Here is a 24,982-nt window from a genome sequence, read left to right as displayed (position 1 = left end):
ATCCTCACTTGAATTCGCTTTTATATTTATATCAAAATAGTTGCAAATTGACAATATACCAAGGCTAAATGATTTTTGAAACCTACATATTACACGATTGTCAAGAACGGGCTCTCCGGCCCGTTCCACAAAACTCAATTAACTGCTTTCCCGGCTCTGCCTAGTAACGAGTAGAAAGAAAATTCATCTTTTGTGGAACAGGCCGGAGAGCCTGTTCTTGATATTCGTACAAAATGTCAGATTTCAGTTGCTAATAAATCATCGAGTTCCCGGTAATCGGGCAAAGTTGTATCAATTTCTTTACCCTGCCGCAAGACTGTACGATCGCCCTGCGCTCTAGATAACAATTCGCTGAAATTACGCGCCTTAAACAAAATTAAATCTGCTGGTAAACCAACTGCAATTCGTCCTAACTTCGGCAATCCCATTAAATCTGCAGGAGTCTTTGTCACTGTACAGGGCCAGTCTCCATAGGGCCTATCTAAATGAGCGATGCGGACTGCCATATTAAAGACTTCCAAAACATCATGATCGCCAAATCCGTAAAACGGATCGCGACAATTGTCGCTAGCAACTGCAACGGGAATTCCGGCTGCTTTGAGTTCGTGCAGCAGTGTCACTCCTCGCCAGCGAGGTGTACGCTGAGATTCTCGGTCTTGCAGGTAAAGGTTGCACATCGGCAAGCTGACAATGCCAATATTTGCTTCCTTGACTAATGCGATAGTTTCTGTTACTAAATCTGGCGGTTGTACAGCTAAACTACAGCAGTGTCCGCAGATGATTTGACCGGAAAATTGATGGCGGATGGCGGTTTTTGCGACTTCCCGCAGTGTTACTGAATCTGGATCGTCGTTTTCGTCGGTGTGGAAGTCGAGGTTTAAATTTCGTTCTTTGGCTAAGGCAAAAACTCGATCGAGTTGTTTGTCTAAGTCGGGGTTGATATAGGCGACTCCGCCGAGAATGCCGCCGGTTTGGGCCATGCGATCGGCTAATTTTTCGCCGGCTGGTGTCAGGAAATAGTCGAGGGAAACCAGGGAAACTGCTTGCAAGATCAGCCGATCGCCCCATTCGGCTTGCAGCGCTTCAAATACTCCCCAACTAACGGTTCCCTGTTTGCCCGCGCTGTCGATGTGAGTGCGGATAGCCTTGGTTCCGTGGGCGTAGCTGCACTTGAGTCCGAACTCCATTCGCCGATAAACATCCTCTGCATTCCAGTTTTTTTGAGCGTCAGCGCCCACTGCTTCGATCGCGCTGGCAAAAGTTCCATCGGGATTGGGCGATCGTTCCCAAATGTGGCCTTTGTCTAAATGGGTGTGCATATCCACAAAACAAGGCCAAACTAAGCCGCGGTGCAAATCTACAACTGGGATATCTCCAGAGGAGGATACAGGTTTTCTACCTACTGGGATAATTTGGGCGATCGTCCCTGCTGCAATTTCCAAATCCACCAAACAAAAATTGTTCTCACTCCCCGTTGTCGCCACAGTAGAAGCTGACGAGGCGATCGATTTCATCTCTAGAAGAGACGTGGGTACGCGACCATTTTTGAGCAAATAATTAGATGTACTTGGCAACATTAATTTTGTGAGTTAGTATGTATTTTCTTGATAATTCAGCACTACCAGTTGTAACTATAGCAACCCTTGCAGGAATTGTGAACATCTCTCTTTTCCTCTTTCTATATTTTATAGAGGCTCTGCGTCCTCTGCGCCCTCTGTGGTTAGTTCAAAAAAATCTCATGCACAAATGAAATAGAATCGCTAAAGAAACTTGAATTAAATATGTAGCTTTGTTGTTGGTAGTGCAGCCCCGATCGCTGAAGCACAAATATAAAATTTTTATATTTTTGAAGAAACCGCGCAAGTCAGCTTCACGAGTTTTGCTATGCCGGATACTTCCAGAGCCTGAATCCTTTTGCTATCATAAATCACTGCTTCAAATTGCAATTTCACTTTCAACTAACAGCAGCATCCATAGCAAGATCCCAAAAAAACTGTGTCAAAACCCAAGCATATAGTTTTAACATCCCATCCCGACAGATCCGGCACAAAACCTCATCCCATTTACTGGGGAGAAATCGATCCCCTGAAACGGGGGCCTGTGATTGGTAGCCTCACCAAATCGTCTCACCGGAATGCGATCGGCACTCATTCGGGTTCCTACTCTGTTTATCGCGCGCTAGCAGTTGCGAACGGCGCACTCCAAGCCGATCACCGCCCCGATTTTACCAACACCTCTCCGGCGGCACACATCGGGCCGCATCCGAGTTGGGGCGATCGCAATTTGATTGTTTCTCTCGATCCCTTTGGGGGTTTGGTTAGCGAAGTTTATACTTCATTTCTCCAGCAGGGATACGATATTCGACCGACAATTGCTGTCACTAAAGCTCACATTAATATGCCGGAATTGCAAGATGCCATCGCTAAGGGGCGAGTGCAAATTGATGGCAAAATAGTCAAAGCAGGTGGCAATTTAGCAGTAACTAAAATTGCGATCGATCCGGTGTGGTATTTGCCGGGAATTGCGAGGCGAATCGGCGCCCAAGAAAGCGTTCTCCGCCGTGTCCTGTTCGAGCAAACAGGCGGAATGTTCTCGGATTTAGTGACGCGGCCAGATTTACACGTTTTCTTGCCACCAATTGGCGGAACTACGGTTTATATTATTGGCGATGTCGGGAATATTTCTGACACCGATAAGCAGTTGGCGGTACGGGTACACGATGAATGCAACGGTTCAGATGTCTTCAGTTCGGATATCTGCACTTGTCGCCCTTATTTGGTACACGGGATGGAAATTTGCATCCAAACTGCACAATCCGGCGGTTCTGGGGTAATAGTTTACTTCCGCAAGGAAGGGAGAGCTTTGGGGGAAGTGACTAAGTTTTTGGTGTACAATGCCAGAAAACGGCAGGAAGGCGGCGATCGAGCTGATGCCTATTTTACGCGCACTGAATGTGTTGCGGGAGTTCAAGATATGCGGTTTCAAGAACTAATGCCAGACGTGCTGCACTGGTTGGGGATCTCTCGCATTGACAGTTTAGTTTCTATGAGCGATATGAAATACAATGCGATTATCAATTCTGGCATTCAGGTGGTCGATCGCATCCCCATTCCTGAAGATTGGATTCCTGCAGACGCACAAGTCGAAATCGTCGCCAAAAAAGCCGCCGGCTACTACACGCCTGACCCTGTGCCAGATGCTACAATTCTTGCAGAAGCGATCGGACGCGATTTAGGAGATTGAGAGGGCTAAGACGCGATCGGACGCGAACTATCGCGTCTTGGCCACATAAAATTATTGCTGGTTTTTGATCAGTCAGGGTAGGTTATGGCTAATTTGCGTTCTAGTGTGATCGTAAAAACAGATATTTGTGGATATACCGCCAGAGTCAAAAAATTATCTCAGTCGGACTTAAGTAGTTTGTTAAACGAGCATAAAACTTTTGTTTCAGATATTAGCGCCAGAAATGAAGGCAGCGTGATTAAAGGGGAAGGTGATTCATTTTGGATAATTTTTCCCAGCGTCACAGCAGCGGCGGTAGCAGCCATAGAAATGCAGCAAGAATTGAGAGCGCAACAATCTAGCAAGGCGAACGACGAACGATTGGCTATTCGCGTGTCGATTACATTAGGAGATGTCTTGCATCAAGATAAAGATATCTTTGGCGATACGGTGAATTTAACAGCGCGCATAGAATCAGTAACTCCGCCGGATGAAATATATTTGTCCCAAGCAGCATGGCTAGCGCTCAACAAAGCAGAAGTGCAAACGTCTTTTGTCAACGAGTTTTCTTTGAAAGGGATGAGCGAACCTGAAAAAGTTTACAAAGTTGACCAAAGTTACAAAACGCGAATTATCAAGAATCAAGCAATAATTAAAGCAGATTTGAGAGGTTTTATAGCCTATCAAGAATCTAATTCGATCAAAGATGTGGAATATTTGCTCACAAACTTTGATACTTTTGAAAAAACAATTTGCGAAGAATACGGCGGCACAATTCGGAGTATTGTTGGCGATTCGCATTTGTTGACTTTCCCGGAAGCTCACTCAGCCTTAGCGGCAATGGAAAGTCTGTGCGAGAATTGGAAACTTTTTATTGACGCCAATCAAATACCTTGCGGCTTGTCGGTGGGAGTTGCTAAGGGAAATTTATATATATTTAGGTCTTGCACTTACGGAAAAGATATTCACATAGCCGACAGGCTGGAAGATTTAAGTAAAATAGTATGTCCGGGTAGAGAAAGAAATTCGGTCATAGTTTCCGATCAAATAAAACGCGAAGTCAGCGGGTCTAAGTGGGAATATAAGCTGATCAAAATCGATAAAAATGCGATTTTAGATAATCTTTTAGATTACAGTCAGTTTGACTTTTTTCAAGAAAATGATGTTTACCGCTGTTTGGTAGTATGAACTTGGGCAATAGTGAACTTGAGACTGTAGAATATCTGAGAACGCCGGCTGCTATTCGTCAAAAGTGCGATCGGCTTTTTGATTTAGCCAGCCAGGACAAACTTCGCTACTTCCGTGTCGATTTATCCCAACTCGACAAAGCAGCAAATTATGTAATTGACACCACGCGCCAACAATATCCCGATTTTAACATTCCCTTTCACAGTCGCTGGCGACATTTTGAAGCCGGCAACTTGTCGCGAATCGCCGAATTGGATGCAGCAATAGCCAAATTTGCACTCATAGAGCAAGCTAAGATCAAATTTGATTTAGCCATTGTCAGCGTTTTGCTTGATGCCGGTGCTGGTGCAGATTGGCAGTATTGCGAATCCGAAACCGGACAGGTTTACCGCCGTTCTGAAGGGTTAGCAATAGCCAGCTTGCGGATGTTTTGTCAAGGTGTTTTTTCCAGCAATCCCGATTTTCCTTGGCAAGCTGATTTTCGCGGACTTTCTCAATTAAAACTAGAAGCCTTAGCTGCTGGATTTCAGGTAAGTCGAGACAATCCGCTAGTTGGTTTAACAGGCAGATTAGAATTATTGCAGCGTTTGGGGAAGGCGATTTGCCAGCATCCATTATTATTTGGTAGCGAAAACCCGCGTCCCGGCAATTTGGCAAAATACTTGCTCGACAGTCGGGTTTCGGGAGACAAAACTGTGAATGCTACTGAAGTATTGAGCGCTGTTTTGACAGGTTTTGGGGAAATTTGGCCGGGAAGATATGCAATTGGTGGCGTTAATTTAGGCGATGTTTGGCGGCATCCGGCTTTAACAGGAGAAAATCTGGGAGATGAATTGGTGCCGTTTCACAAACTCTCGCAGTGGTTGACTTATTCGCTGTTGGAACCGCTGCAAGAAGTTGGTTTAGAAGTCGCGGGATTGGATGAGTTAACGGGATTGCCGGAGTACCGCAACGGCGGTTTGTGTTTGGATATCGGGCTGCTGCAGCCCAAAGATTCGGCTATTTTTGCACAGAGTTACTTGCCTGGTTCGGAAGTTATAGTAGAATGGCGATCGCTGACTGTGAATCTTTTAGATAAAATTGCCGCTGCTATTCGAGAAAAGCTGCATTTGAGTGCGGAAGAATTGCCGCTGGTGAAGATTTTGCAAGGAGGAACTTGGGCGGCGGGGCGGAAAATTGCGGGCGAATTGAGGCCTGGTGGAGTGCCGCCAATTCAGATTGAAAGTGACGGGACTGTGTTTTAGAGGGAAGAAGGAAGTTCGGCAACGGATTCGCTCGACGGATATAACGGATGTCAGGAAGAAGGAAAAGGGAAGTTCGGCAACGGATTCGCTCGACGGATGTAACGGATGTAACTCACATCTTGCACCATTCTCAAGAACGGGCTCTTCGGCCCGTTCCACAAAGAGTAGATTTTCTTGTGGAACAGGCCGAAAAGCCTGTTGCTGACAATGGTGCAAGATATCAGATGTAACGGATGTCAAGAAGAGGGAAGAAGCAAGAGGGAAGAAGAAAGAGGGAAGAAGCAAGAAGGAAGAGGGAAATTTATTCCCTCTTCCAACTTAAAATTAAAAATTCCAAATTCAAACCTGAAAACTATACCTCACACTACACTCCCAACAAGCTGCTTAGCGGCAAGTGCGATATTTGACGCGATAAACTAAACCGCGATGAGCCAAATCGAAGGAGTCAACGGTGGCCATGCCGGCACCGCGGGCTGTCATTGCAGCATTTACTCTCATATTTACACTATCACCACAGCGAGACCAAACATTCGCTATAGTGGCTAAGCTATCTCGAACATTGTAGTTAGTTTGGCCCCTGAGATTCCGATTTAAAACTGGCTTAGGATCGCGAATTAAATAACTTACAATTTTAATTGTTATTGTGGGATGGGCGTCCCGCCCGTCCCACAATCTTGTGGAAGTTATTTAATTTTCATTCCTTAGTGTCGCTCTGGGGGGATGAAAGGTAATTGTCGGAGCAATTTTATTCGCGCGGTATTCGTGTTTTCAATAGGGTTTGATATAAGTAGTCCAGGACGCAGGGGCCGCAGAAATCGGTTTTTTTTTGCGTCAAGAATGCCTCGATGGCTGATAAGTTATAATAAAGCCAATTAATTATTCAAAAAAATGAGTGCTAAAGTTACTGTCATTGACCATCCTTTGATACAGCACAAGTTAACTCTGATGCGGCAAACTCAAACGAGTACGGCGAAATTTCGCCAATTGCTCAAAGAGATTGGAATGCTGCTAGCCTATGAAGTGACGCGAGATTTGCCGCTAAAATACGAACAAATAGAAACGCCGATCGCGAAAATGAATGCACCGGTGCTGGCTGCTGAAAAGAAAATTGTGATTATTTCGATTATGCGTGCTGGTCAGGGACTGTTAGATAGTATTTTAGAGCTGATTCCGTCTGCGAGGGTAGGACATATTGGTTTGTACCGCGATCCGACAACTCGGATGGTGATTGAATATTATTTCAAAGTTCCCCAGGATATCGAACAGCGAGATGTTTTAATTGTCGATCCGATGCTGGCTACTGGTAATTCAGCAGTGGCGGCAGTGGATAGGCTGAAAGAAGTTCATCCGAAGTCTATTAAATTTTTGTGCTTGCTGGCGGCACCGGAGGGAGTGGGGCACTTTCACGAACAACACCCTGACGTGCAGATTTATACGGCTGCTGTTGACGAGTGTTTGGACGAGCATGGCTATATTGTACCCGGACTGGGAGATGCGGGCGATCGACTTTACGGGACTATGTGAATTCAATAAAATTATTTTCTGCTGTATATGTCAATACATTCATTTAAAAATAACTTTACTAACATAAGCAGTGGTTTGATAGTGCGATATAATGTAAGTTGTAAAATTTTAATGTCAAGAAAAGCCTATATATAACATGGCTTGTAGGGTTTTATTACATTAAATTCGTAAATTGCATGATCTAGATGTATTTACTGCATTTTATGGTTAAATTCTATGCCTTTAGTGTAATTTCTTGCCAGAATTAGTTATTAAAATAGATGTATGATGCTAAGCGTTTGCGAGCGACTACTAACATTTTTTGACGAGGGAAAAAACAATGGAGACTACAGCACAGAAGGAAGCCCCAACTCAGCCTGTTGAGGAAGTGAAAATTCAGAATATCAACAGTTTGGAGTTTGAGCTTTGGGCTAAAGCAGTGAAACGGCAGATGATTGCAGCACTCTCTAAAAAGGGCGCGATTTGACATCTGTGGGTTTTTTGTGCACAGGTTGTGTTAATTAATTAAATTAACAAAATTTTTGTCTGCATTGTTGTCCGAGTTGCGGGAGAGGCAAGAGAAAGAATTTTCCTTTTTCCGAGTTTTGGACGTACAGGTGGAAGGAAGCCGGGTTTTTTTACGAAAATACTTCTGTTGCGATCGGCAGAAATGGTAAAAAAACCCGGTTTCTTTGTGTCATATCATGTCCGATCGAGTGACCGCGATTAAAAGGGCGGGTTTTTGAGATTGTCATTTATTGGCAGATATTTTTCGTGAGGGGATCCCCTACCGTATTATGGGTAATCGACCGGACATACAGCACTTTCCAGGTAAGTGAAGTACAGAGAAACCGGGTTTCTTGAATAAAACCGGTTTCTGGCGAGAAATCCAGAAGAAACCCGGTTTCTGGGGTGTACTTTATAAACCTGGAATCCGCTGTAATATCAAGAGTGTCTCCGGGACTGTTCTATCTGCCGAAGGCTTTCTGCCAGATTACGATCGCTTGTCAACCGCCGCCAGCAAGCGCAGACTTCCGTCTTGAATCTGCACTGCTTTCACCGTTCCCACAGCAACTCTTTGTTGACCGTTAGCCATCGCTACCTCAATCTTAATCTTGGGGTCAGCCTGTAATCCTAGCCGCCCCCAGAGCCACTTGACTTGAGTAGCAGGAAAAGAACTCACTTGTACATCAGAAAATGGTGAATTAACCCAGCGGCTACCGTCGTAAAAACTTGCTACCTGCACCTGATACCAAACTTGTTCTCCTGCCAATTTTAACTCATTGTTCGGTTCTGGTTCCAGCCACTCAGCGGGATTGACACTGTTAATTAAAGTAGCAGAACCCATAATTTGACTTTTGTGGTCTTCTAAACTTTCCGCCTGAGAAACTGCTTCCTGAAGTTTGTTGACCAAATTCCGAATTCGAGTTCTTGTTTCGCTGTCAGTATCTGATTGCTGGTCGAGCCAATTCATCGCTTCGCGAGTGCCGTCTTGAGAAGCTACAATCAGGGCGCCCCAAGCCTTGACATCGGCGTCAGCGGCATTCACTCTCAAGGCGGCGTCGATGCGGTTCCAGATCCGCCCGCTGTCATTTTTGAGGGTTGTGGCTATTTCGTGAGAGTTGCTCGGATCGGCTTCAAATACTTGCAAAGCTTCAGTCCAGCGGCCGTCGATTAATTCTGCGAGAACTTGTTGACCGGGACTGGCCCAAGATGCGATCGCCTGAGCCCGAGTGATTTTAGCGTGAAATTCGATCGTTTCTAGCTGAGCTTGCGCGACTGCGGGCCAATTTTTGCCGGCTTTCCCCTTCGCCACACGCATGACATTTAATGCTGGAGACCACAGGCCGCTTTTCGCCAGTCGCAGCCCATTTTTGTAAGTCTCGTCATTGAAGGCAATTTCTTCTAAAGAAATCGCCGTTAACTGAACTGGGTTGGGCAAAAATTTGCGCGGGCCAATTTGATAAAGGGTAAATTGCGGCTCTAAACCAACTGTTTGGTCGATCGCCAACTGCGGGTTTTCGCCCTTAACAATTTGCTGCCAATTCGGCGGTTGTCCAGCCGCACTCGCCCACTCCAACAGCGGCATTAAATGATTTTGGCTGGGGTTGTAGCGAACGACTTGTCCGTAGGGAATTTTCTTGTCGCCCTGCTTTAGTTGACCGCTGACATTAAACCAAATGCCCGATGCGGGGGGCTTGCCATCAAAGCGGCGCAGTTCTGTTAGGGGTAGCGACTGATTGGAGGCTTGATTGTTAGATGTAGAGTCAGCTAAAGAAGCAATGACAAAAGATTCTGCAGGGCCTTCTACATTCACAGAACTTGCTAGTTGGAAATACTGCTCTTTATCGGAACTGCGATCGGGAAATTGCACTCGCTTGTACACCCGAAGTTCGACAATTTGACGACAAGGATTTTTGCAAACAGTAGAAGCCTTAACAGTTCTTTCTACCATCACCGGTAATAGCAAATCGGCAATAGAATTATCGCGGGATTGATCGACGGGAAGCGGCAGGGCTTCTCCGGTTACGAATCCCAATTTGCGGATGCTGGCTTTGATTTGATCGAGAGTTTGGATCGAATCTCTGCTACCTGTAGGCAGGCGCGACCATTCCGGCACAAATTGAGAGATCAACTTGTTGCCATTGGGATCGACAATTAGCTGATAACTCAGCCAAGCGCCGCCTCCCATTAAAGCTGCACAGCCACCCAAGATGCTGAGGGCTGTCAAATTAGCTATCAGTCTTTTCCAGGGATATCTGGCGCGAGTTCGGGGAGTAGGTATTGGAAGCGGGGACTCTTGAAGATTTTTGGGGCGTCGGGTTTGGCGACGGCGTCTTGTCGGGGGAGGAGCAACTTTGGGATTTTCTGGGGGTTTGGCTCGATTTTTTGAGGGGTTAATTTTGTGTTCCATCATGCCATTTTAGAATTTAGATTTTAGAATTTAGAGTTTAAAATTGCAATAGCCGATCGTACTGCCGACCTATGATATCCCAAGTGTATTGGCTGTCAACGAGCGATCGCGCGTTGACAGAGAGCTCCTGTCTTAGCTGCTGATTTTCAAACAAACTGGCGATCGCCTCAACATACTCCTGAACATTGTTCGCCCGCAAGGCCCTTATCAGTTGTGGGCCGCCATCGACGGCTAAACCCTCCAAACCTCGATCGCTAGCAACCACGGGAGTTCCCGCAGCCATCGCCTCCAAAGTTTTATTTTTAATCCCAAAACCTATCCGCATCGGCACCACACAAACAGCAGCTTGATGCAAATATTCTGCCACCCTTTGCACCCGACCTACTACTTGAATTCCGGGAAGTTCTCCCAAGGCGAGCACTTCCGGGACTGGCGAAGCCCCGACTAGGGTGAGGGTAGCATCCCGATAGCGCTGCTGCAAAGGCGGCAGTATTTGCAAACTGAGAAACCGCGCCGCGTCAATATTGGGCAAATTGTTCATTGCGCCTGCAAAAATTAAGGTGTGTCCTCCCGGATCGATCGACCGGTACGGAAATTGAGTTAAATCCACGCCGTTAGGAATTACATCTATGGGAGGTACAAAAAAATCTTGTTTTCCTGGCACTCGAACCGGAGGCAACAGTAATTCGAGGAGTTGCTCTCTGTCTGTGGATGTTGTCGCCACAATGCGGGAGAATTTGGAACAGTAGCGTTTTTCGTAGCGGGCGAGTAGGGGTAAATTTAGTCGATCCCGCAGGGGTTTTTCCGAGGTGCCGGTTGCTAACATTTCCCTGCAAGTTCCCCAAACGGAACTGTGAATGTTTGCCACTGTCAGCACTTTTTGTCGCCATTCTGGACGCACGTAAATCTCGTTAACGCTGTGCTCGCAGGTGACAACATCGCATTTGCCTGCTGTTACTAATTCGTCTGCCCAATTCTGCATTGCTTGGGAGTAGCTTGAGAGGACGTTCGGAGGTGTCCCGGACAACAAAAATCGACCGAATCTGTGGAATTTTCCTATTATTTCAGAGAAACCCCCCTCAGTCCCCCCCTTGTTAAGGGGGGGAGGCAAGAAGCCCTCCTCAAGCCCCTGGTTAAGGGCAGGAAATAACCCCCCCTCAGTCCCCCCCTTGTTAAGGGGGGGAGGTAAGAATCCTTCCTCAGTCTCCTGGTGGAGTCTTAGCCCCCCCTTAGCAAGGGGGGGTTGGGGGGGTAATCGCGGGTTGGGAAAAACTGCTAATTCTGTGACTTGCTGGCGCAATGCGTCGATTTGTGCGTCGGTGACATCGGGCGATCGTACAGTGCCGAGAATTACCTCATGTCGCTGGCTCAAGTATTGTAATAAATTAAACGTCCTTACCTGAGTTCCTCCGCGGCTGGGCGGATAGGGAAAAGTTGAGGAAAGCATTAAAATCTTCATGGGATGTGGGATAAATAAATTTGCCGCTTGCGCGATAAAATTGATTGATAAAACGTTTTTTTTTTACAATCTTCGCACCTATGGACGAATTATCTCTTAAGGCGCTGCTGGAAGACTTGAAAAAGTCCGACGAAAGTGTTCGCGATCGGGCAACTACTGAACTCTGGCACACTTGGTTTAACCAGAAAGGTGACTATGGGATGCAAATTCTCAGGCGAGCGCAAGTTTCGCTGGATGCAGGCGATGTTCACCACGCTTTGGATTTGCTGACGAAATTGATTGCGGAAGCGCCGGATTTTGCGGAAGCTTGGAACCGACGCGCCGTACTTCACTATACTCAAGGAAATTATAAAAAGTCGATCGACGACTGCGAAATTGTCCTCAAACTGAACCCGGTGCATTTTGGGGCGTTGCACGGTCTGGGTTTGTGCTACGCTGCCTTGGGAGAATACCTAAATGCTATTCAAGCTTTTCGTCGCGCTTTGGAAATTCAACCGTTTGCTTTGGTGAATCAAAAGTTAATTCTCGAATGTACGGCTCGTTTGAGTTAAAGTTAATTTTCCTGGACCCAAAAGTGTTAATACCAAATTGTAAGCTGCTACGCATTTAAATTGAATCCAGATCCGGGTTCTGGGGCCAGTTCCACAATAATAATTGTATAAAAAATGACTGTCAAATTAGATGTACAACAGCTTAGTCACTTTTTAGCAATCTAAAATCTAAAATCTAAAATCTAAAATTGTCTAAGTTAGTGCCTAAAATTAGCGTTTGCATTCCTACTTACAATCGAGTGCATCTGCTGGCTTGTGCGATCGCCAGCGTGCTAGATCAAACTTATACAGATTTTGAATTAATTATCTGTGATGATGGTTCTACTGACAGCACTCCTTTGTTGATGTCGGAATTTGTCGTAGCTTGCGGGGCGGGACGCCATCGCCCGATTCGCTACATTCGCCACCCGCAGAATATCGGCAAGAGTAATAATATGCGATCGGGCTTTGCTGCTGCAAGGGGCAAATATTTTATCAAGTTTGACGATGACGATCGCCTCAGCCCGCAATTTCTAGAGCGGACATCTGCTATTTTAGATAAAGACCCCAGCATCGATTTTGTCAGTACAGATCACTGGGTGATCGACATTAACAATTATATAGATGAAAACCAGACGAAACTCAATTCGCAGCGGTGGGGGCGCACCGAGTTGTCGGCTGGAATTATTGAGGATTTGCTATCTGCTGTTTTTCTCAGACAAAGTTTGCAAATAGGGGCGACTTTGTTTCGGCGCCGCGCCCTGGAAGAAGTGGGATTTCTGCGGCCGAATTTGCAAAATTGCGAAGATAACGATTTGTTTGTAAGACTTGCGATTGCTGGCAAAAAGTGCTATTACTTGCCGGAGCTGTTGATGGAGTATCGAGTTCATGCAGGACAGCAAGGAGTCGATCGGGCAATTCCGTATTTAAGCGATAAATTGCGCTATTTGACCGGCTACGAATTTGATTCCGAGAAGTTGGAAACAGTCAGGCTCAAAAGGATTGCAGAAACTCAATTAGCGCTGGGTTTGCGGCTGATTGAGGTGGGTGAAACTGCAAAAGGACGCCGGATGGTGCGGGAGGGAAAGTCTGTTTCTGCGGCGAAAATGTGGGCAGGTTTGGGATTGTCGCTGCTGCCGGTCGAGTTGCGTCCAAAAGCGTTTGAGTTTGTGCGAGAGTTGATTAAATAAGGCATGAGAATTAAATAACTTAGAATGCGTGATGGTTCTTGTGGGATGGGATCTTATAGCCCGTCCAGAAACGGCGGGCGGGACGCCCATCCCACTTTCAAGAGTGTAAATTATTTAATTCGCGATCGTAACCATCAATAAGAGTTATTAATTATCAGCAGGATATAAGATATTAATTTATTAGAGTAGGGGGTTTTGTTTGGCATTGAGATTTGCTCAGATTTGGCTCGATAGAAAACTTTTCGGGGAGCCTTGAGAGAGTAGGCTAAAAATAAAAATTCGATCGGACACGTTTTAGATTAAATTAAGAAATTAAGAAATACTGAAAATTAAGTATTTACGACTTTGACATCGATCGGGGACGAGTACAGACCTTTCCTTGGGTCTGCCCTGCTTGTGCTATCTGTCAGGCGATTAGGGAAAACTTTTGCCCTGAGAGTGGGTGAAGGGATCAAAGTCAGCATTGTTAAATTCTGTCTATTTTATTAATGCACCACTCATGTCAATAACTAATCGGATTAGTTTCAATAATCTCCAGGGCGACATCTTCGGCGGTGTCACGGCTGCCATTGTCTCGCTGCCCCTGGCCCTCGCCTTCGGGGTCGCTTCGGGAATCGGGCCGATCGGGGGACTGTACGGTGCCATTTGTGTTGGCTTCTTTGCGGCGCTGTTTGGCGGCACCCCAACACTGATTTCGGAACCCACAGGGCCGATGACTGTGGTGATGACTGCGATCGTCGCATCCCTCACCGCCAGCAATCCCGAACAAGGGCTAGCAATGGCGTTTACCGTTGTGATGCTGGCGGGGTTGTTTCAAATCATCTTTGGTATTTTCAAGCTAGGGAAATACGTCACCCTGATGCCATACAGCGTGATTTCGGGCTTTATGTCGGGAATTGGCGTGATTTTGATAATTCTGCAAATTGCACCGTTTCTGGGTCAAGCCCCTCCCAAAGGAGGTGTTTTGGGCACTTTTATGGCAATTCCGCAGTTGCTGGCAAACGTAAATCCGCCGGAAGCAATTCTCGGTATCTTGACGGTGGCAATTATTTTCCTGATGCCCAAAAAGCTGAAGAAAATCGTACCCCCGCAATTGATAGCGCTGATTGTCGGCACGGTAATTTCCCTGACTGTGTTTCAGGGCGCGGATATTCGCCGGATTGGAGAAATTCCGGTGGGACTGCCTCCCTTGCAATTGCCGACTTTTTCCGCCGGTCAACTCACGGTGATGTTTGTGAATGCGGTGATGCTGGGGATGCTGGGCTGTATCGATACCTTGCTGACGGCGGTGGTGGCGGACAGTCTGACGCGGACTGAGCACAAGTCCGATAAGGAGTTGATCGGTCAAGGAATTGGCAATATCATGTCGGGGATCTGCGGTGGCTTACCGGGGGCCGGGGCAACGATGGGAACTGTGGTCAATATCCAAACAGGCGCGACTTCGGCGTTGTCGGGTTTAACTCGGGCGTTGGTGCTGCTGGTGGTGGTTTTGGGCGCGGCGAAGTTAACTGAACCGATTCCGATGGCGGTGTTGGCGGGGATTGCGCTGAAGGTGGGGATTGATATTCTTGACTGGAGTTTCCTGAAACGATCGCACAAAGTATCTGTTAAGGGTTCCCTGATCATGTACGGGGTGCTGTTTTTGACTGTGTTTGTGGATCTGATTGTGGCGGTGGGTGTGGGCGTCTTTATTGCCAATATCCTGACTATCGAACGGTTGAGTAGTTTGCAGTCTGCGGGAGTGAAGCTGATTTCCGATACGGATGATGATGTGGTCCTCAGTCAGGAGGAGAAGCAACTCTTGGATCGGGGTAGGGGGCGCGTGTTGCTGTTCTGCTTGAGCGGCCCGATGATTTTTGGGTTGTCGAAGGCGATTTCCCGCGAACACAATGCTATGAAGGATGCGGATGCTTTGGTGATGGATCTGACTGCTGTGCCCATGCTGGGGGTGACGGCTTCGCTGGCGATCGAAAATGCGATTCGCGATGCCTGCGATAAGGGTTTGCAGGTTTACATCGTCGGTGCCAGCGAGAAAATTCAGCAGCGCTTGCAGAAGTTGGGATTGTTGGATCTGATTGCGCCAGAGCATGTCATGAGCGATCGTACCGCAGCCTTGCGACAAGCCGTCGCTGTGGTTGACAACAAAGGCATCCCCTTGGGAGCGCCTGTGTAACAAGGCGCGAATTCGCCAAAATAGTAGTGGTTTAGCAGGAGTGCCCGTTTTTCCTGCTATTTCTATGGCTCGATCGATCGTTTCACCTTCCTATTTCCACTAAAGTTATAAACATTGCCCGCTCTAAGTTTTTCCTAAATATCGTGTCTATATTTTCCGAAATTCCCACTGTATGGCTGCAAATTTCCCTCGTGGGTATCTGGCTGGGTTTGATTTTACTGGTCGCTGAGGGGTTAAATCGCTTTACTTCTGTCAATCCTGAAGTATCGCGGAAGGTGGTTCACATCGGTACTGGAAATGTGATTTTGCTGGCTTGGTGGCTGGAAATACCCGGTTGGGTGGGGATTTCGGCGGGAGTTTTAGCAGGTGCGATCGCCCTAATTTCTTACCAAGTTCCGATTTTGCCCAGTCTTAACAGTATCAACCGGAAGAGTTGGGGGACTTTTTTCTATGCTGTTAGTATCAGCGTTCTTGTAGCTTGGTTTTGGCCGCTGCAACATCAGGAATACGCTGCTTTGGGCATTTTAGTGATGACTTGGGGCGACGGATTGGCTGCTGTCATCGGCCAGAAATACGGCAAACATATTTATCGAGTTGGGGGAATACAAAAGAGTTGGGAAGGTTCTGCAACTATGTATTTGGTGAGTTTTGCTATTAGTAGTTTGATTTTGCTGGCGGTTCAAGGCAATATTTGGCAAACTTGGGCTGTGTCTGCTGTTGTAGCTTTGGCTGCTGCTACTTTGGAGTCGGTTTCCAAGCTGGGAATTGACAATCTGACTGTGCCGATCGGCAGTGGGGCGATCGCCTTTTTCCTAAATCAATTTTTGATAATTGGTAATGTGTAATCTGAACTTCCCCCCACGGGGGGCGTTACTGGATACAGGTAGGAATTCAAGATTTTGCAATTGCTATAAACCAAGTCGGGTGAGTTTTGTAAATTCCGATCAAAGGTGATTCATACCGTGAATCAGCAACCCCAATTATCAATTGTCTAAGTCCCGTTAAAGCAGCCGACGTGCTTGTAAAATTTGTTGTTGCCATTGCTCGAAAACGGGGATTTTTGAGCGATCGTCTGTTGGAAACATCGCCCTTATTTGCTCGATTAGCTCGATCGCCAGCGGTACGCCAAGCTGCAATTGTTCCAAGACATCCCGCTGAGCAAAAACGGTTTCCGGTGTTCCTTCTAAAATCAATTTTCCTCGATCCATTACAAACACCCAATCAGCCCAGCGGTAGATGAAATCGAGGTCGTGACTTGCTAAAAGGATAGTGGTTCCAGCGTTGTGAATTTGTTGGAGTAAACCGATCAGTTGTCGGGTGTGACGCGGATCGAGATAGGCGGTAGGTTCATCTAACAGCAGCAGTTTGGGCTTGAGAATCATGATATCGGCGATGGAAACCCGCTTTTTCTGGCCCAAACTGAGATTGTGAATTGGTTCGCGGGCGAGTTCGCTTAGATCGAATTGCTCGATCGCCTGCTGCACCTGTTGAGCAATTTCGGATTCTCTCAAGCCTAAATTGTACAATCCATAGGAAATATCTTCTTCTACCGTCGAAGCTACTAATTGATGTTCGGGATTTTGAAAGACGAGTCCGATTTGTTGGCGCAGTTGCATCAAAGATTTGCGATCGTAGCGCAAGGGTTCACCGTGCCAGCGAATCATTCCCTGTTGCGGTTGATATAAGCCATTTGCTAACAGAAAAAATGTGGTTTTGCCACAGCCATTTTGACCGATCAGCCCGCACCGTTTCCCAGCGGGAACTTTGAGATTTAAACCCTGAATTGCCACTCGCGAACCGCAGGGATAGGAGTAGGAAGTGCGATCGAATTCGAGAATCCATTCAGACATATTCGTTATTTTTTATTTTTTATAACCTTGTTCCCAGGCTCTGCCTGGGAATAAATACCCGGAGGCTATGCCTCCAATTACCGATTACCGATGAATGATTACCAATTACCGATTACCGATTTTCATTGTATAGCAATCCTTGCAGGATTCGTCAACTTTTTACCCCACCCCAACCCTCCCCTTATCAAGGGGAGGGAGTAAGAAATTCACAAAGGATTCGTCAACTTTTTACCCCACCCCAACCCTCCCCTTATCAAGGGGAGGGAGTAAGAAATTCATAAAGGATTCGTCAACTTTTTACCCCACCCCAACCCTCCCCTTATCAAGGGGAGAGAGTAAGAAATTCACAAATGATTTATAATTGCTAAATTTGTGTCAGTCTCGATCAGATTTTGCCAACTGCCAAAGTTGCATTTCATAACAGAGATGTTGCTCAAAAAGTTGACTTGCCTCCAATCCTTCAACCACCAGCTTCTTGAACCAGCGACGAAATATCCAGCGCAGGAATTTGTGGACGGGGGGAACTGTAATCGCAATCAAATCTGCAACATAAATCATTGTATTTAGTCCATATCGGCGGAAAGTATCGACATACAAATCGATTGTTGGCAAAATATGGGCGGAAATATCCTCAGTTTTTACTAAAGTGAATCCAGCTTGCTTTAATGCTGCATGAAGTTCCGTAACAACATGACAATTAGAGAACATTCCCTCTTGATAATTAGCATCAGATCGCAGCATATCAGCCAGCAAAACGTAACCGCCGGGATTGAGGATTTTGGCGGCACCGTTAGCAATATCAACAGCCGACATATACTGGCTACTTTCGCTAAAGAGAATAAGATCGTAGAAATGGGTTGCTTTGAAGTCTTCAAACCTCGTGAGGTGGAAGATTGCCCGATCGCGCGTACACTTAAGAAAGCGCTGTTGTTGGAAAGGATCGGGTGCGACCCCTTCGACTGCAAAACCTCGATCGAGCAAATAAGCCGCATTTCCGCCAATCCCGCAGCCCACATCGAGTATCGTATGAGTGCCTTTGGGGATTGCATCTAACAGTTTTACAGTATAAGCTTGCTGAGCGACGCGCAATCGTGCGATCGTGAGTTCGTCAGCGGGCACAGGTAGGGTTTCCCAATAGCCGTAGTGAAGGTAGGGCGAATCTGTCAAGCCCAAATAGTAATTAAGCGCTGCATTTTGGTAGCGAGTTACTTTAGAAATTTCGATAGATTTTGGCTGCGACATTGGGAAAATTTAGTAAGTTTTAGGATTTAGGGCTGAGTTGAAATTCTTCCCAGCGCTTGCATACCTGTTCATAGCACTCAACCGGAGAAATTGCCAACTTTTGCAACAAATTGATATCAATGTGACCGTGGGCGATCGACAAAAATATAATTGCTTCCTTGGGTTCGTAGCTATCAATGATTTGGAGCAGATTTGAAACAGTATTTTGCTCGATTTCTAGTTGTTGCAAATAAACGGTTGCCTCCAAGTCGGAAATAAATTCCAGATCGTACTTGATAGTATCTACGCTCCAATTCACATAGCCGTTAATGGGAGTATTGATTTTGCAAGCAACCAAGCCTCGTCCTTGATGCAAAAAGCCATTCCAAGCGGTATGTCCGATCGACAAAATATTCTGATGAATAAACAAGTTTTGCCAGTAGCCAAAACTACCCTGCCAAACACTATCTTCGATTCGCATTTTTTTAGTTTCCCGCTGCCTAAAATTTCGTTATTGTCGATCGGGAAACGGAGCACAACAGCAGATTATTTGTAAAAATATTGAACTCACCATCATCCATACCTCGCAGATGAAAAACATGATTGTAAACAAATCGGCGGGCATCCTGACTCAGAGATGCAATGCTCTCATTACAGTTGCGGGACAGCGCCGGATTCGCACCGAACTTTCCCCCTTACGTCTGATGTGTGTTTTTCATCAGAGCCGATCGATATACGGGGATATTACCACTATTTGGGATATTTGACAAAAAAAGCCGTGTGCCTATTAACCAAACTCAATATTTTCATACAAATCAGCCAGCGAAATCTCCACAGCAACAGATGTTAAACTCAGCCGATCGCCCATACAGCTATATTCCGAAAAAATCCACTTATTCGCATCAGTTTTAGAATATTGCTCCACCTGTAGCCGATATTGGTCGATTAATAAATACTCCTGAAAACTAGGAATACTGCGATAAGCAGCAAACTTTTCATCGCGATCGTAAGCTTTGGTACCTTTAGACAGCACCTCAGCAATTAGCAGCGGATTAGTAATTGTATCCGTCCGTCCAGATTGCATCTCGATCGGGCGCGCTACCACCATCACATCCGGGTAAGTATAATTATTAAGCTGCGGAACCCAAAGCCGCTGATCCGAACTAAAAGTCCGATATGGTTTCCCTTTTAACGCCAGTTTCAGCGCAACAACTAAATTAGTGGTAATTTCATTGTGATCCGGTGTGCCGCCAGCCATCAGAACAATCTCCCCATTGATAAATTCATGCCGATCCAGAGAATTGATTTCTAATTCTAGATATTCCTCAGCGGTGTAGGTTTTGGTTTCAACTTGCGCGATCATACACAACGCTCTCCTTTAATCTACTCATTTCAGTTTATCTTAAAAATCCTTAATTATAGGGATGATTTGTTATCTTTATTTCGATATTATTTGGATACCGCAGCTTCGGCTACGCATTCCCACGAATAGTCTGAGAAAAAGAAAAAGCCTGTAGGGGCGGGTTCGCCAAAAGCTTTCTCATGGTGCAGACAGGTTAAATAAACCCGCCCCCACCCCACAAACTAGCCCTTTATTAATAAAAATGATGCAAAATATGAGTCCGATCGCACTTAGGAAACTTATATTATGTCCGATCGATCGCGCATAATACATAAGCTGGGGCGGGTTTTTGAGATTGTCGGTTTTTGGCAAATATTGTTGGTGAACCCGCCCCTACAGGAATCATGGTCAATCGACTGGACATGATATTACTTAACAAACTTACCGCAGCGGGACAAAGTTATAGCCAGTGCTTCCTCCTTGTTTAACTTGCACTAAAATCGGCTTCCCAGCCCGATCGCCCGTGGGCAAAAACTTCACATCCTCGCTCGATCCTGCTGTTGAAAAACTCCGATTTCTGAGTGCTTGTTGCAACCCTTCCCGCGTATTGCTTTGCCGCAAGCCAGCGATGACAGCTTGAGTCGCGTCAAAACTCGTTGCTGTTCGCCAATTCACAATGCCTCCCCAACGCTGGCGGGCATTTTCTGGGAAACGGCTACCGGGATTAGTTTCAGGATGCCAGGGAACGGGCAAAACAATCCCGTCAACGTCTTTTTGTCCGTCTTTTAAAGTTTGAAAGGTGTAGAGCGTAGTGCTGCCGTAGAGTGGCAATTTGCCTCGATTGATGCGAGCCAGAGAAATGGCACGGTCAATGCGATCGATGTGGGGCGCTACCATCAATCCTTGTGCACCTTTGCTGACAGCATCGGCGATCGCACTTTCGGGATTAAAAGAGGGTAAATAAAAGTCGCAAACAGTGGGAACTAATTTGCCACCAGCAGCAGTAAGAGATGCCACAAATTCATCTTTAAATGATATGTTATCCGGTGCTTGGGAATCATAACAAACCGCAATATTAGTTTTGGCTGCTGTTTTCACTCCATATTCTGCTAAGGGAGCTGCCATTAAGCTAATATTGGGTACTGTCCGAAAGATGTAGCTGCCAAATCCTGATAGATTATTGGCAAAGCTCGTCTGGCGCTCCGGGTGCGATCGTTGCCGATGTAGATGTAGATGTAGGTCTATTTTAATTTTTGGCATTCAATAAACCGGGAAGGAACTTGTAGGCGCCCAACCAAATTAAGCCGATGGCAATAATAAAAATAATGGGGGGCGGGCTGTTGTTTTTGTTAGTATCTTGATACAGAATTTTTTCTATTTATTTTGATACTGTAATTATTCATTCAACTAATGTTCACGTCAATTCATATAATTCATTAATTAAGTTCATAAAAGTCATACAGCACTTTCCAGGTAAGTGAAGTACAGAGAAACCGGGTTTCTTGAATCAAACCGGTTTCTGGCGAGAAATCCACAAGAAACCCGGTTTCTGGGGTGTACTTTATAAACCTGGAATCCGCTGTATTTGTAATAGCTGTTGCAAGAAGTGCGATCGCCCTTATTCAAATCCGGCCCGCTAAACTAACGAGAATAGGAGAATTATCAACAATATTCCTGGAGGCGCGGGTGTTCAGAAACCGGGTTTTTTGCGAGAATACTTGGTTACAACTCACATCTTGCACCATTCTCGCTTAACAGGCTTTCCGGCCTGTTCCACAAGAGATAAATTTTCTTGTGGAACAAGCCGGAAAGCCTGTTCATAAAAAGATTATTGAGAATGCTGCAATATCTCAGTTACAACCCGCAGATTCTGTAAAAACCCGGTTTCTTTGATTGTGATGCGTAACTCCCGTTGATATTAACCACCGCCACCGTCACCGGCACTAATCGTGAATATCATGCAGGACTTACCCACTCCGACCAAAGAAACCGGGTTTTTTACGAAAAGACGCGTTAGATCGCAGATTAGGTCAAAAAACCCGGTTTCTGACCCCCATTCGTCCAGGAATAACAATAAATTTAGCGTTGAAGTACCGCGCTTAACAAAGTTAAAACCGTGCAACCAAACACGGCTTCAAATGTATATCTTCGCGAAGGTTTATAAGGGTAAGAATTCCAAACGCGCAATTCTCCATTAAAGCCGCGCGACGCTAAACTCAACGAAACTTGACGGTAGTTTTCCAAAGTTCGCTGAAGCAATTGCCCGATTAAAATGCTTAAACTCTGCATTCCCCGCTTCCAAGTGCGGTAGCCACAGCGCGAGTTTTGTGCTATCCAAAGTTCATGGGCGATCGCCAATAAGCTAAAAATAAACCGATACATTAGTAATAGCAGTTCTGTGACTAACTCTGGACAGCGTAATTGTCTGAGAATCTGCAAGATTTCGGTAAATGGAACCGTCAAGAGAATGAAATACATACAACTTGTCGATGCGAAGGCGCGGGCAAACAGCAAGCTCACTTGGTATATTCCAGTGCGGCTCACATACAGATAAAAAGTGCCGATGCTAATGCCCCAACCTTGCCAAATATCCCACTGAATTTCCTGAATTTGACTTAACTCAACCGCACCCAGCGCCAAAGCAGGCAAACTTGTCAGCAAAAACATCAACGGTAGCGACAGCAACCGCAAATACAGTTTCGCCGGAATACCCGCATAGATGACGATCCAGACGGTTAACCAAAAGCCGATCGACAATTGGACGATCGCCCCAGAAACGAGAGACAGAATTAAAAGGGCGATCGCAAAGGATAACTTGTGAGATGGCGGCAACCCCCGCAAGCGATTTGTATAAGCCAGACTATCAATCTGATGGTTCATTCTGACGGCTATTCATCATCAGATTTTTGTCGCTGCGATCGCCCCTTGTACAGCCCGATCGCATATCCAATTACGCCAGCCCCCAGCGCCGCTTGAGTCGCAAACAGCAAACTTTCAATTTCTCCGCTAGCAGGCTCAAAAAAATGGTTAAACCAAGGTTGATAGTCAGGTTGAATTTCCGCAATCGCTTTCTGTGCTTCCCCATCCGATCCGCCGTATTCACCCCGGACAAAAACTAGGGGAATAACGGCAAGCGCGATAACAGCAATTACCAACATCCAATTTTGTTGTGAAGTAGCTTGCTGATTTCTTGTGTTTTTTTGACTCACGGCTTATGACTCCTGTCTCAATAATTTCAAAGTTTCCAACTCCGGCTTCCCGTAAGAATGCAGCCAATTCCAGACCAATAGAGTCAGCAATCCTTCACTAATCGCCAGGGGTACTTGAGTGATAGCAAAGATGCCAGCCAACTTGAGAAACGAAGCCATAAAACCGCCAATTGCTGCCGGAAAAGCTAACGCTAATTGAATCGAAGTCGTCACATAAGCCAGTAAATTTGCTAAAGCCGCCGCACAAAAAATTGCCGCCCGTTGCCTGCCAGTTCGCATCAGCAATTGATAGATAAAATAGGCAGCGAAAGGGCCGACGATCGCCATCGAAAACATATTCGCTCCCAGCGTTGTCAGCCCGCCGTGAGCTAACAGTAACGTTTGAAACAGCAGAACTAAAGCCCCCAGTACAGCCATCACCGAAGGGCCGAACAAAATTGCACCCAAACCGGTACCCGTCGGGTGAGAACAACTGCCCGTTACCGAGGGAATTTTTAAAGCAGAAAGCACAAAAGTAAACGCACCCGCCAAAGCAAGCAATAATTTAAGTTCCGGGTGTTCTTTTGTAATACGAGTAATCGATCGCAAACCTACTGCAAAAAAAGGCAACGCCACCATCCACCAAAACGCCGCCCATTGCACCGGCAAAAAACCTTCCGAAATGTGCATAGCTGCGGCGGGCGTTGCCGAACCCAGGACAATATAACAACTCAAGCCAGCCATCAATCCCAAGCTGACCAATTTCCGATTTCTGGCCTTCACGCTGAACCTCGCAGATGAGACTATGTAAACTAACACATCGGCGGGCATCCTGACTCAGAAAGCGACAAAACTCTCATTACAGTTGCGGGACAGCGCCGGACTTGCACCGAACTTTCCCCGTTTCCTCTAACGGCTGCTCCCCATTAGAACCGACTGGTTACACATAGTTTAGTCGATCGCGTAAGTCTCAGCAAATCTTTTACAAAAATTACTTCAGATTAACTAAGGAATGAGAATTAAATAACTTCCACTCTTGAAAGTGGGATGGGCTCTTATAGCCCGTCATGAGTGGACGGGCGGGACACCCATCCCACAATCACAATTAAAATTGTAAGTTATTTAATTCGCGTTCCTAAGTCAAAATTACCTCTCATCTTCTCTTCCTTCGCGTCTTCGCGGTTCGTTCCATAAATACTATTGCCCAACAAATCAACGGTATAATATTAGTGAGTTTTGAGGAAAGCCGCCATGTTAGATTACAAATTTCCGAGGCACTGGCCCTCAGCCGATGAACTACCAGACTCAGATGAAACTCCTGTGGATAACGAACTGCAAGAACTAATACCAGGGTTGTTAAAAGCAATATTGCTCATACTTTGGGCAGAACGCATGGACTGGTTTTTTGGCATAGATATGGGTATTTATCATCACCCTGACGAACCGCCCATTGTCCCCGATGCTTTCTTAAGTTTAGGAGTAGAACGATTTTACGACGAAGAATTGCGCCCCAGTTACGTGCTGTGGGATGAAAATGTTCTGCCTACTTTTGTGCTGGAAGTTGTTTCCCCAACTTATCGCAAGGAATACAGCACAAAATTAGACACTTATCAAGCTTTAGGCGTACTTTATTACGTCATTTATTCTTCCCGCCGCCGCCGTAAACCTCATTTGGAAGTACACAAGTTAGTCAATGGGAAGTACGAGTTACAGCCAGAACATCCAGTTTGGATGCCTGAAATTGGTTTGGGGATTGGTTGTGAAAGGGGAAGTTATTCTGGGGTGACAAGAGAGTGGTTGTATTGGTATGATGCCGATGGAAAACGTTATCTGACACCTGAAGAACAGGTGAAAGAATCAGCGCAGCGCGCCCAACAGGAATCCCAGCGCGCCGATCGACTGGCTCAGCGATTGCGGGAGTTGGGGATAGATCCTGATAATCTGGGCTGATGGCAATC

The 24,982-nt window shown here is 46.0% G+C and carries 23 protein-coding genes and 2 riboswitches; of the genes, 11 read left to right on the top strand and 12 right to left on the bottom strand.

Annotation, left to right across the window (positions count from 1 at the left end; translation table 11 throughout):
* Positions 1 to 236 precede the first annotated feature (236 nt).
* Positions 237 to 1,577, bottom strand: coding sequence for a cytosine deaminase (locus QUB39_RS10045; protein WP_333485057.1), 1,341 nt, complete (start codon positions 1,575 to 1,577; stop codon positions 237 to 239).
* A 418-nt stretch (positions 1,578 to 1,995) separates the two neighbouring features.
* On the opposite strand from QUB39_RS10045, the gene QUB39_RS10040 reads away from it, so the two are divergent.
* From QUB39_RS10040 to QUB39_RS10025, 4 genes are all read left to right on the top strand, one after another.
* Positions 1,996 to 3,243: a GTP cyclohydrolase II gene (locus QUB39_RS10040; protein ID WP_333231889.1), complete on the top strand. Its 1,248-nt coding sequence runs from the start codon at positions 1,996 to 1,998 to the stop codon at positions 3,241 to 3,243.
* 84 nt (positions 3,244 to 3,327) lie between these two features.
* The gene (locus tag QUB39_RS10035; protein WP_333055017.1) at positions 3,328 to 4,410 is read left to right on the top strand and encodes an adenylate/guanylate cyclase domain-containing protein; all 1,083 of its coding nucleotides are present in this window, start codon (positions 3,328 to 3,330) and stop codon (positions 4,408 to 4,410) included.
* Complete coding sequence (locus QUB39_RS10030; protein WP_333485056.1) at positions 4,407 to 5,654, top strand: URC4/urg3 family protein; 1,248 nt, start codon at positions 4,407 to 4,409, stop codon at positions 5,652 to 5,654. Before QUB39_RS10035 ends, QUB39_RS10030 begins: the two co-directional genes overlap by 4 nt.
* Before the next feature lie 47 nt (positions 5,655 to 5,701).
* A complete protein-coding gene (locus tag QUB39_RS10025) occupies positions 5,702 to 5,884 on the top strand; it encodes a hypothetical protein (RefSeq protein WP_333208783.1) in 183 nt (60 codons plus the stop codon).
* 154 nt (positions 5,885 to 6,038) lie between these two features.
* Here the strand turns inward: QUB39_RS10025 and QUB39_RS10020 are convergent, their stop codons facing one another.
* A complete protein-coding gene (locus QUB39_RS10020) occupies positions 6,039 to 6,326 on the bottom strand; it encodes a DUF4360 domain-containing protein (RefSeq protein ID WP_333208781.1) in 288 nt (95 codons plus the stop codon).
* Positions 6,327 to 6,542: 216 nt separating this feature from the next.
* Here QUB39_RS10020 and upp point away from each other — a divergent pair, with 216 nt between their 5' ends.
* Together upp and QUB39_RS10010 are read left to right on the top strand one after the other, a co-directional pair.
* On the top strand, positions 6,543 to 7,178 hold the full coding sequence (upp, locus tag QUB39_RS10015) for a uracil phosphoribosyltransferase (protein WP_333208779.1): 636 nt from the start codon (positions 6,543 to 6,545) through the stop codon (positions 7,176 to 7,178).
* A 319-nt stretch (positions 7,179 to 7,497) separates the two neighbouring features.
* Positions 7,498 to 7,644: a hypothetical protein gene (locus QUB39_RS10010; RefSeq protein ID WP_332946242.1), complete on the top strand. Its 147-nt coding sequence runs from the start codon at positions 7,498 to 7,500 to the stop codon at positions 7,642 to 7,644.
* A gap of 507 nt (positions 7,645 to 8,151) precedes the next feature.
* Here the strand turns inward: QUB39_RS10010 and QUB39_RS10005 are convergent.
* Both QUB39_RS10005 and QUB39_RS10000 read right to left on the bottom strand, forming a co-directional pair.
* Positions 8,152 to 10,074 carry a hypothetical protein gene (locus QUB39_RS10005; protein ID WP_333208777.1) on the bottom strand — a complete coding sequence of 641 codons (1,923 nt, stop codon included), beginning with the start codon at positions 10,072 to 10,074 and terminating at the stop codon, positions 8,152 to 8,154.
* 34 nt (positions 10,075 to 10,108) lie between these two features.
* Positions 10,109 to 11,530, bottom strand: a complete 1,422-nt coding sequence (locus tag QUB39_RS10000) for a glycosyltransferase family 4 protein (protein WP_333208775.1) — start codon at positions 11,528 to 11,530, stop codon at positions 10,109 to 10,111.
* Positions 11,531 to 11,610: 80 nt separating this feature from the next.
* On the opposite strand from QUB39_RS10000, the gene QUB39_RS09995 reads away from it, so the two are divergent.
* From QUB39_RS09995 to QUB39_RS09980, 4 genes are all read left to right on the top strand, one after another.
* Entirely contained in the window at positions 11,611 to 12,081 is a 471-nt protein-coding gene (locus QUB39_RS09995; RefSeq protein WP_333055010.1) for a tetratricopeptide repeat protein, read from the top strand.
* Between the two features lie 200 nt (positions 12,082 to 12,281).
* Positions 12,282 to 13,250 carry a glycosyltransferase gene (locus QUB39_RS09990; protein WP_333055096.1) on the top strand — a complete coding sequence of 323 codons (969 nt, stop codon included), beginning with the start codon at positions 12,282 to 12,284 and terminating at the stop codon, positions 13,248 to 13,250.
* Between the two features lie 499 nt (positions 13,251 to 13,749).
* Entirely contained in the window at positions 13,750 to 15,423 is a 1,674-nt protein-coding gene (gene bicA, locus QUB39_RS09985; protein WP_333055009.1) for a bicarbonate transporter BicA, read from the top strand.
* A gap of 143 nt (positions 15,424 to 15,566) precedes the next feature.
* A complete protein-coding gene (locus QUB39_RS09980) occupies positions 15,567 to 16,268 on the top strand; it encodes a diacylglycerol/polyprenol kinase family protein (RefSeq protein WP_445242995.1) in 702 nt (233 codons plus the stop codon).
* Between the two features lie 156 nt (positions 16,269 to 16,424).
* On the opposite strand, the gene QUB39_RS09975 is transcribed toward QUB39_RS09980, so the two are convergent.
* The 8 genes from QUB39_RS09975 to QUB39_RS09940 all read right to left on the bottom strand — a co-directional run bounded on the left by QUB39_RS09975 (position 16,425) and on the right by QUB39_RS09940 (position 23,768).
* Positions 16,425 to 17,273 (bottom strand): ABC transporter ATP-binding protein, encoded by an 849-nt coding sequence (locus tag QUB39_RS09975; protein WP_333485055.1) that lies wholly within the window; start codon positions 17,271 to 17,273, stop codon positions 16,425 to 16,427.
* Between the two features lie 375 nt (positions 17,274 to 17,648).
* The gene (locus tag QUB39_RS09970) at positions 17,649 to 18,515 is read right to left on the bottom strand and encodes a methyltransferase domain-containing protein (protein ID WP_333055006.1); all 867 of its coding nucleotides are present in this window, start codon (positions 18,513 to 18,515) and stop codon (positions 17,649 to 17,651) included.
* A 19-nt stretch (positions 18,516 to 18,534) separates the two neighbouring features.
* The gene (locus tag QUB39_RS09965; RefSeq protein ID WP_333055005.1) at positions 18,535 to 18,975 is read right to left on the bottom strand and encodes a hypothetical protein; all 441 of its coding nucleotides are present in this window, start codon (positions 18,973 to 18,975) and stop codon (positions 18,535 to 18,537) included.
* Between the two features lie 118 nt (positions 18,976 to 19,093).
* A riboswitch (cobalamin riboswitch) is annotated at positions 19,094 to 19,238 on the bottom strand.
* Positions 19,239 to 19,281: 43 nt separating this feature from the next.
* On the bottom strand, positions 19,282 to 19,857 hold the full coding sequence (locus QUB39_RS09960) for a Uma2 family endonuclease (RefSeq protein ID WP_333055004.1): 576 nt from the start codon (positions 19,855 to 19,857) through the stop codon (positions 19,282 to 19,284).
* Positions 19,858 to 20,277: 420 nt separating this feature from the next.
* Positions 20,278 to 21,096: an ABC transporter substrate-binding protein gene (locus QUB39_RS09955; protein WP_333055003.1), complete on the bottom strand. Its 819-nt coding sequence runs from the start codon at positions 21,094 to 21,096 to the stop codon at positions 20,278 to 20,280.
* Positions 21,097 to 21,915: 819 nt separating this feature from the next.
* Positions 21,916 to 22,716 (bottom strand): cobalt ECF transporter T component CbiQ, encoded by an 801-nt coding sequence (cbiQ, locus tag QUB39_RS09950; RefSeq protein WP_333055002.1) that lies wholly within the window; start codon positions 22,714 to 22,716, stop codon positions 21,916 to 21,918.
* A gap of 8 nt (positions 22,717 to 22,724) precedes the next feature.
* Positions 22,725 to 23,045: an energy-coupling factor ABC transporter substrate-binding protein gene (locus QUB39_RS09945; RefSeq protein ID WP_333055001.1), complete on the bottom strand. Its 321-nt coding sequence runs from the start codon at positions 23,043 to 23,045 to the stop codon at positions 22,725 to 22,727.
* A 3-nt stretch (positions 23,046 to 23,048) separates the two neighbouring features.
* Positions 23,049 to 23,768, bottom strand: coding sequence for an energy-coupling factor ABC transporter permease (locus QUB39_RS09940; RefSeq protein ID WP_333055094.1), 720 nt, complete (start codon positions 23,766 to 23,768; stop codon positions 23,049 to 23,051).
* A gap of 61 nt (positions 23,769 to 23,829) precedes the next feature.
* Positions 23,830 to 23,976: riboswitch (cobalamin riboswitch) on the bottom strand.
* Between the two features lie 299 nt (positions 23,977 to 24,275).
* Here QUB39_RS09940 and QUB39_RS09935 point away from each other — a divergent pair.
* The gene (locus QUB39_RS09935) at positions 24,276 to 24,974 is read left to right on the top strand and encodes a Uma2 family endonuclease (RefSeq protein WP_333055000.1); all 699 of its coding nucleotides are present in this window, start codon (positions 24,276 to 24,278) and stop codon (positions 24,972 to 24,974) included.
* Positions 24,975 to 24,982 lie beyond the last annotated feature (8 nt).

It is taken from the genome of Microcoleus sp. AT8-B5 (assembly GCF_036705565.1).
Taxonomy (GTDB): domain Bacteria; phylum Cyanobacteriota; class Cyanobacteriia; order Cyanobacteriales; family Microcoleaceae; genus Microcoleus.
The sequence above is the reverse complement of the archived record's forward strand: the minus strand, read 5'-3'. Positions and strand labels throughout refer to the sequence as shown.

Bases quoted from the DNA above. Each gene is read 5' to 3' on its own strand.
- QUB39_RS10045 (WP_333485057.1), bottom strand. From the start codon at position 1,577: ATGTTGCCAAGTACATCTAATTATTTGCTCAAAAATGGTCGCGTACCC.
- QUB39_RS10035 (WP_333055017.1), top strand. From the start codon at position 3,328: ATGGCTAATTTGCGTTCTAGTGTGATCGTAAAAACAGATATTTGTGGA.
- QUB39_RS10030 (WP_333485056.1), top strand. From the start codon at position 4,407: ATGAACTTGGGCAATAGTGAACTTGAGACTGTAGAATATCTGAGAACG.
- QUB39_RS10025 (WP_333208783.1), top strand. From the start codon at position 5,702: ATGTCAGGAAGAAGGAAAAGGGAAGTTCGGCAACGGATTCGCTCGACG.
- upp (WP_333208779.1), top strand. From the start codon at position 6,543: ATGAGTGCTAAAGTTACTGTCATTGACCATCCTTTGATACAGCACAAG.
- QUB39_RS10010 (WP_332946242.1), top strand. From the start codon at position 7,498: ATGGAGACTACAGCACAGAAGGAAGCCCCAACTCAGCCTGTTGAGGAA.
- QUB39_RS10005 (WP_333208777.1), bottom strand. From the start codon at position 10,074: ATGATGGAACACAAAATTAACCCCTCAAAAAATCGAGCCAAACCCCCA.
- QUB39_RS10000 (WP_333208775.1), bottom strand. From the start codon at position 11,530: ATGAAGATTTTAATGCTTTCCTCAACTTTTCCCTATCCGCCCAGCCGC.
- QUB39_RS09995 (WP_333055010.1), top strand. From the start codon at position 11,611: ATGGACGAATTATCTCTTAAGGCGCTGCTGGAAGACTTGAAAAAGTCC.
- bicA (WP_333055009.1), top strand. From the start codon at position 13,750: ATGTCAATAACTAATCGGATTAGTTTCAATAATCTCCAGGGCGACATC.
- QUB39_RS09975 (WP_333485055.1), bottom strand. From the start codon at position 17,273: ATGTCTGAATGGATTCTCGAATTCGATCGCACTTCCTACTCCTATCCC.
- QUB39_RS09970 (WP_333055006.1), bottom strand. From the start codon at position 18,515: ATGTCGCAGCCAAAATCTATCGAAATTTCTAAAGTAACTCGCTACCAA.
- QUB39_RS09965 (WP_333055005.1), bottom strand. From the start codon at position 18,975: ATGCGAATCGAAGATAGTGTTTGGCAGGGTAGTTTTGGCTACTGGCAA.
- QUB39_RS09960 (WP_333055004.1), bottom strand. From the start codon at position 19,857: ATGATCGCGCAAGTTGAAACCAAAACCTACACCGCTGAGGAATATCTA.
- QUB39_RS09955 (WP_333055003.1), bottom strand. From the start codon at position 21,096: ATGCCAAAAATTAAAATAGACCTACATCTACATCTACATCGGCAACGA.
- cbiQ (WP_333055002.1), bottom strand. From the start codon at position 22,716: ATGAACCATCAGATTGATAGTCTGGCTTATACAAATCGCTTGCGGGGG.
- QUB39_RS09940 (WP_333055094.1), bottom strand. From the start codon at position 23,768: ATGGCTGGCTTGAGTTGTTATATTGTCCTGGGTTCGGCAACGCCCGCC.
- QUB39_RS09935 (WP_333055000.1), top strand. From the start codon at position 24,276: ATGTTAGATTACAAATTTCCGAGGCACTGGCCCTCAGCCGATGAACTA.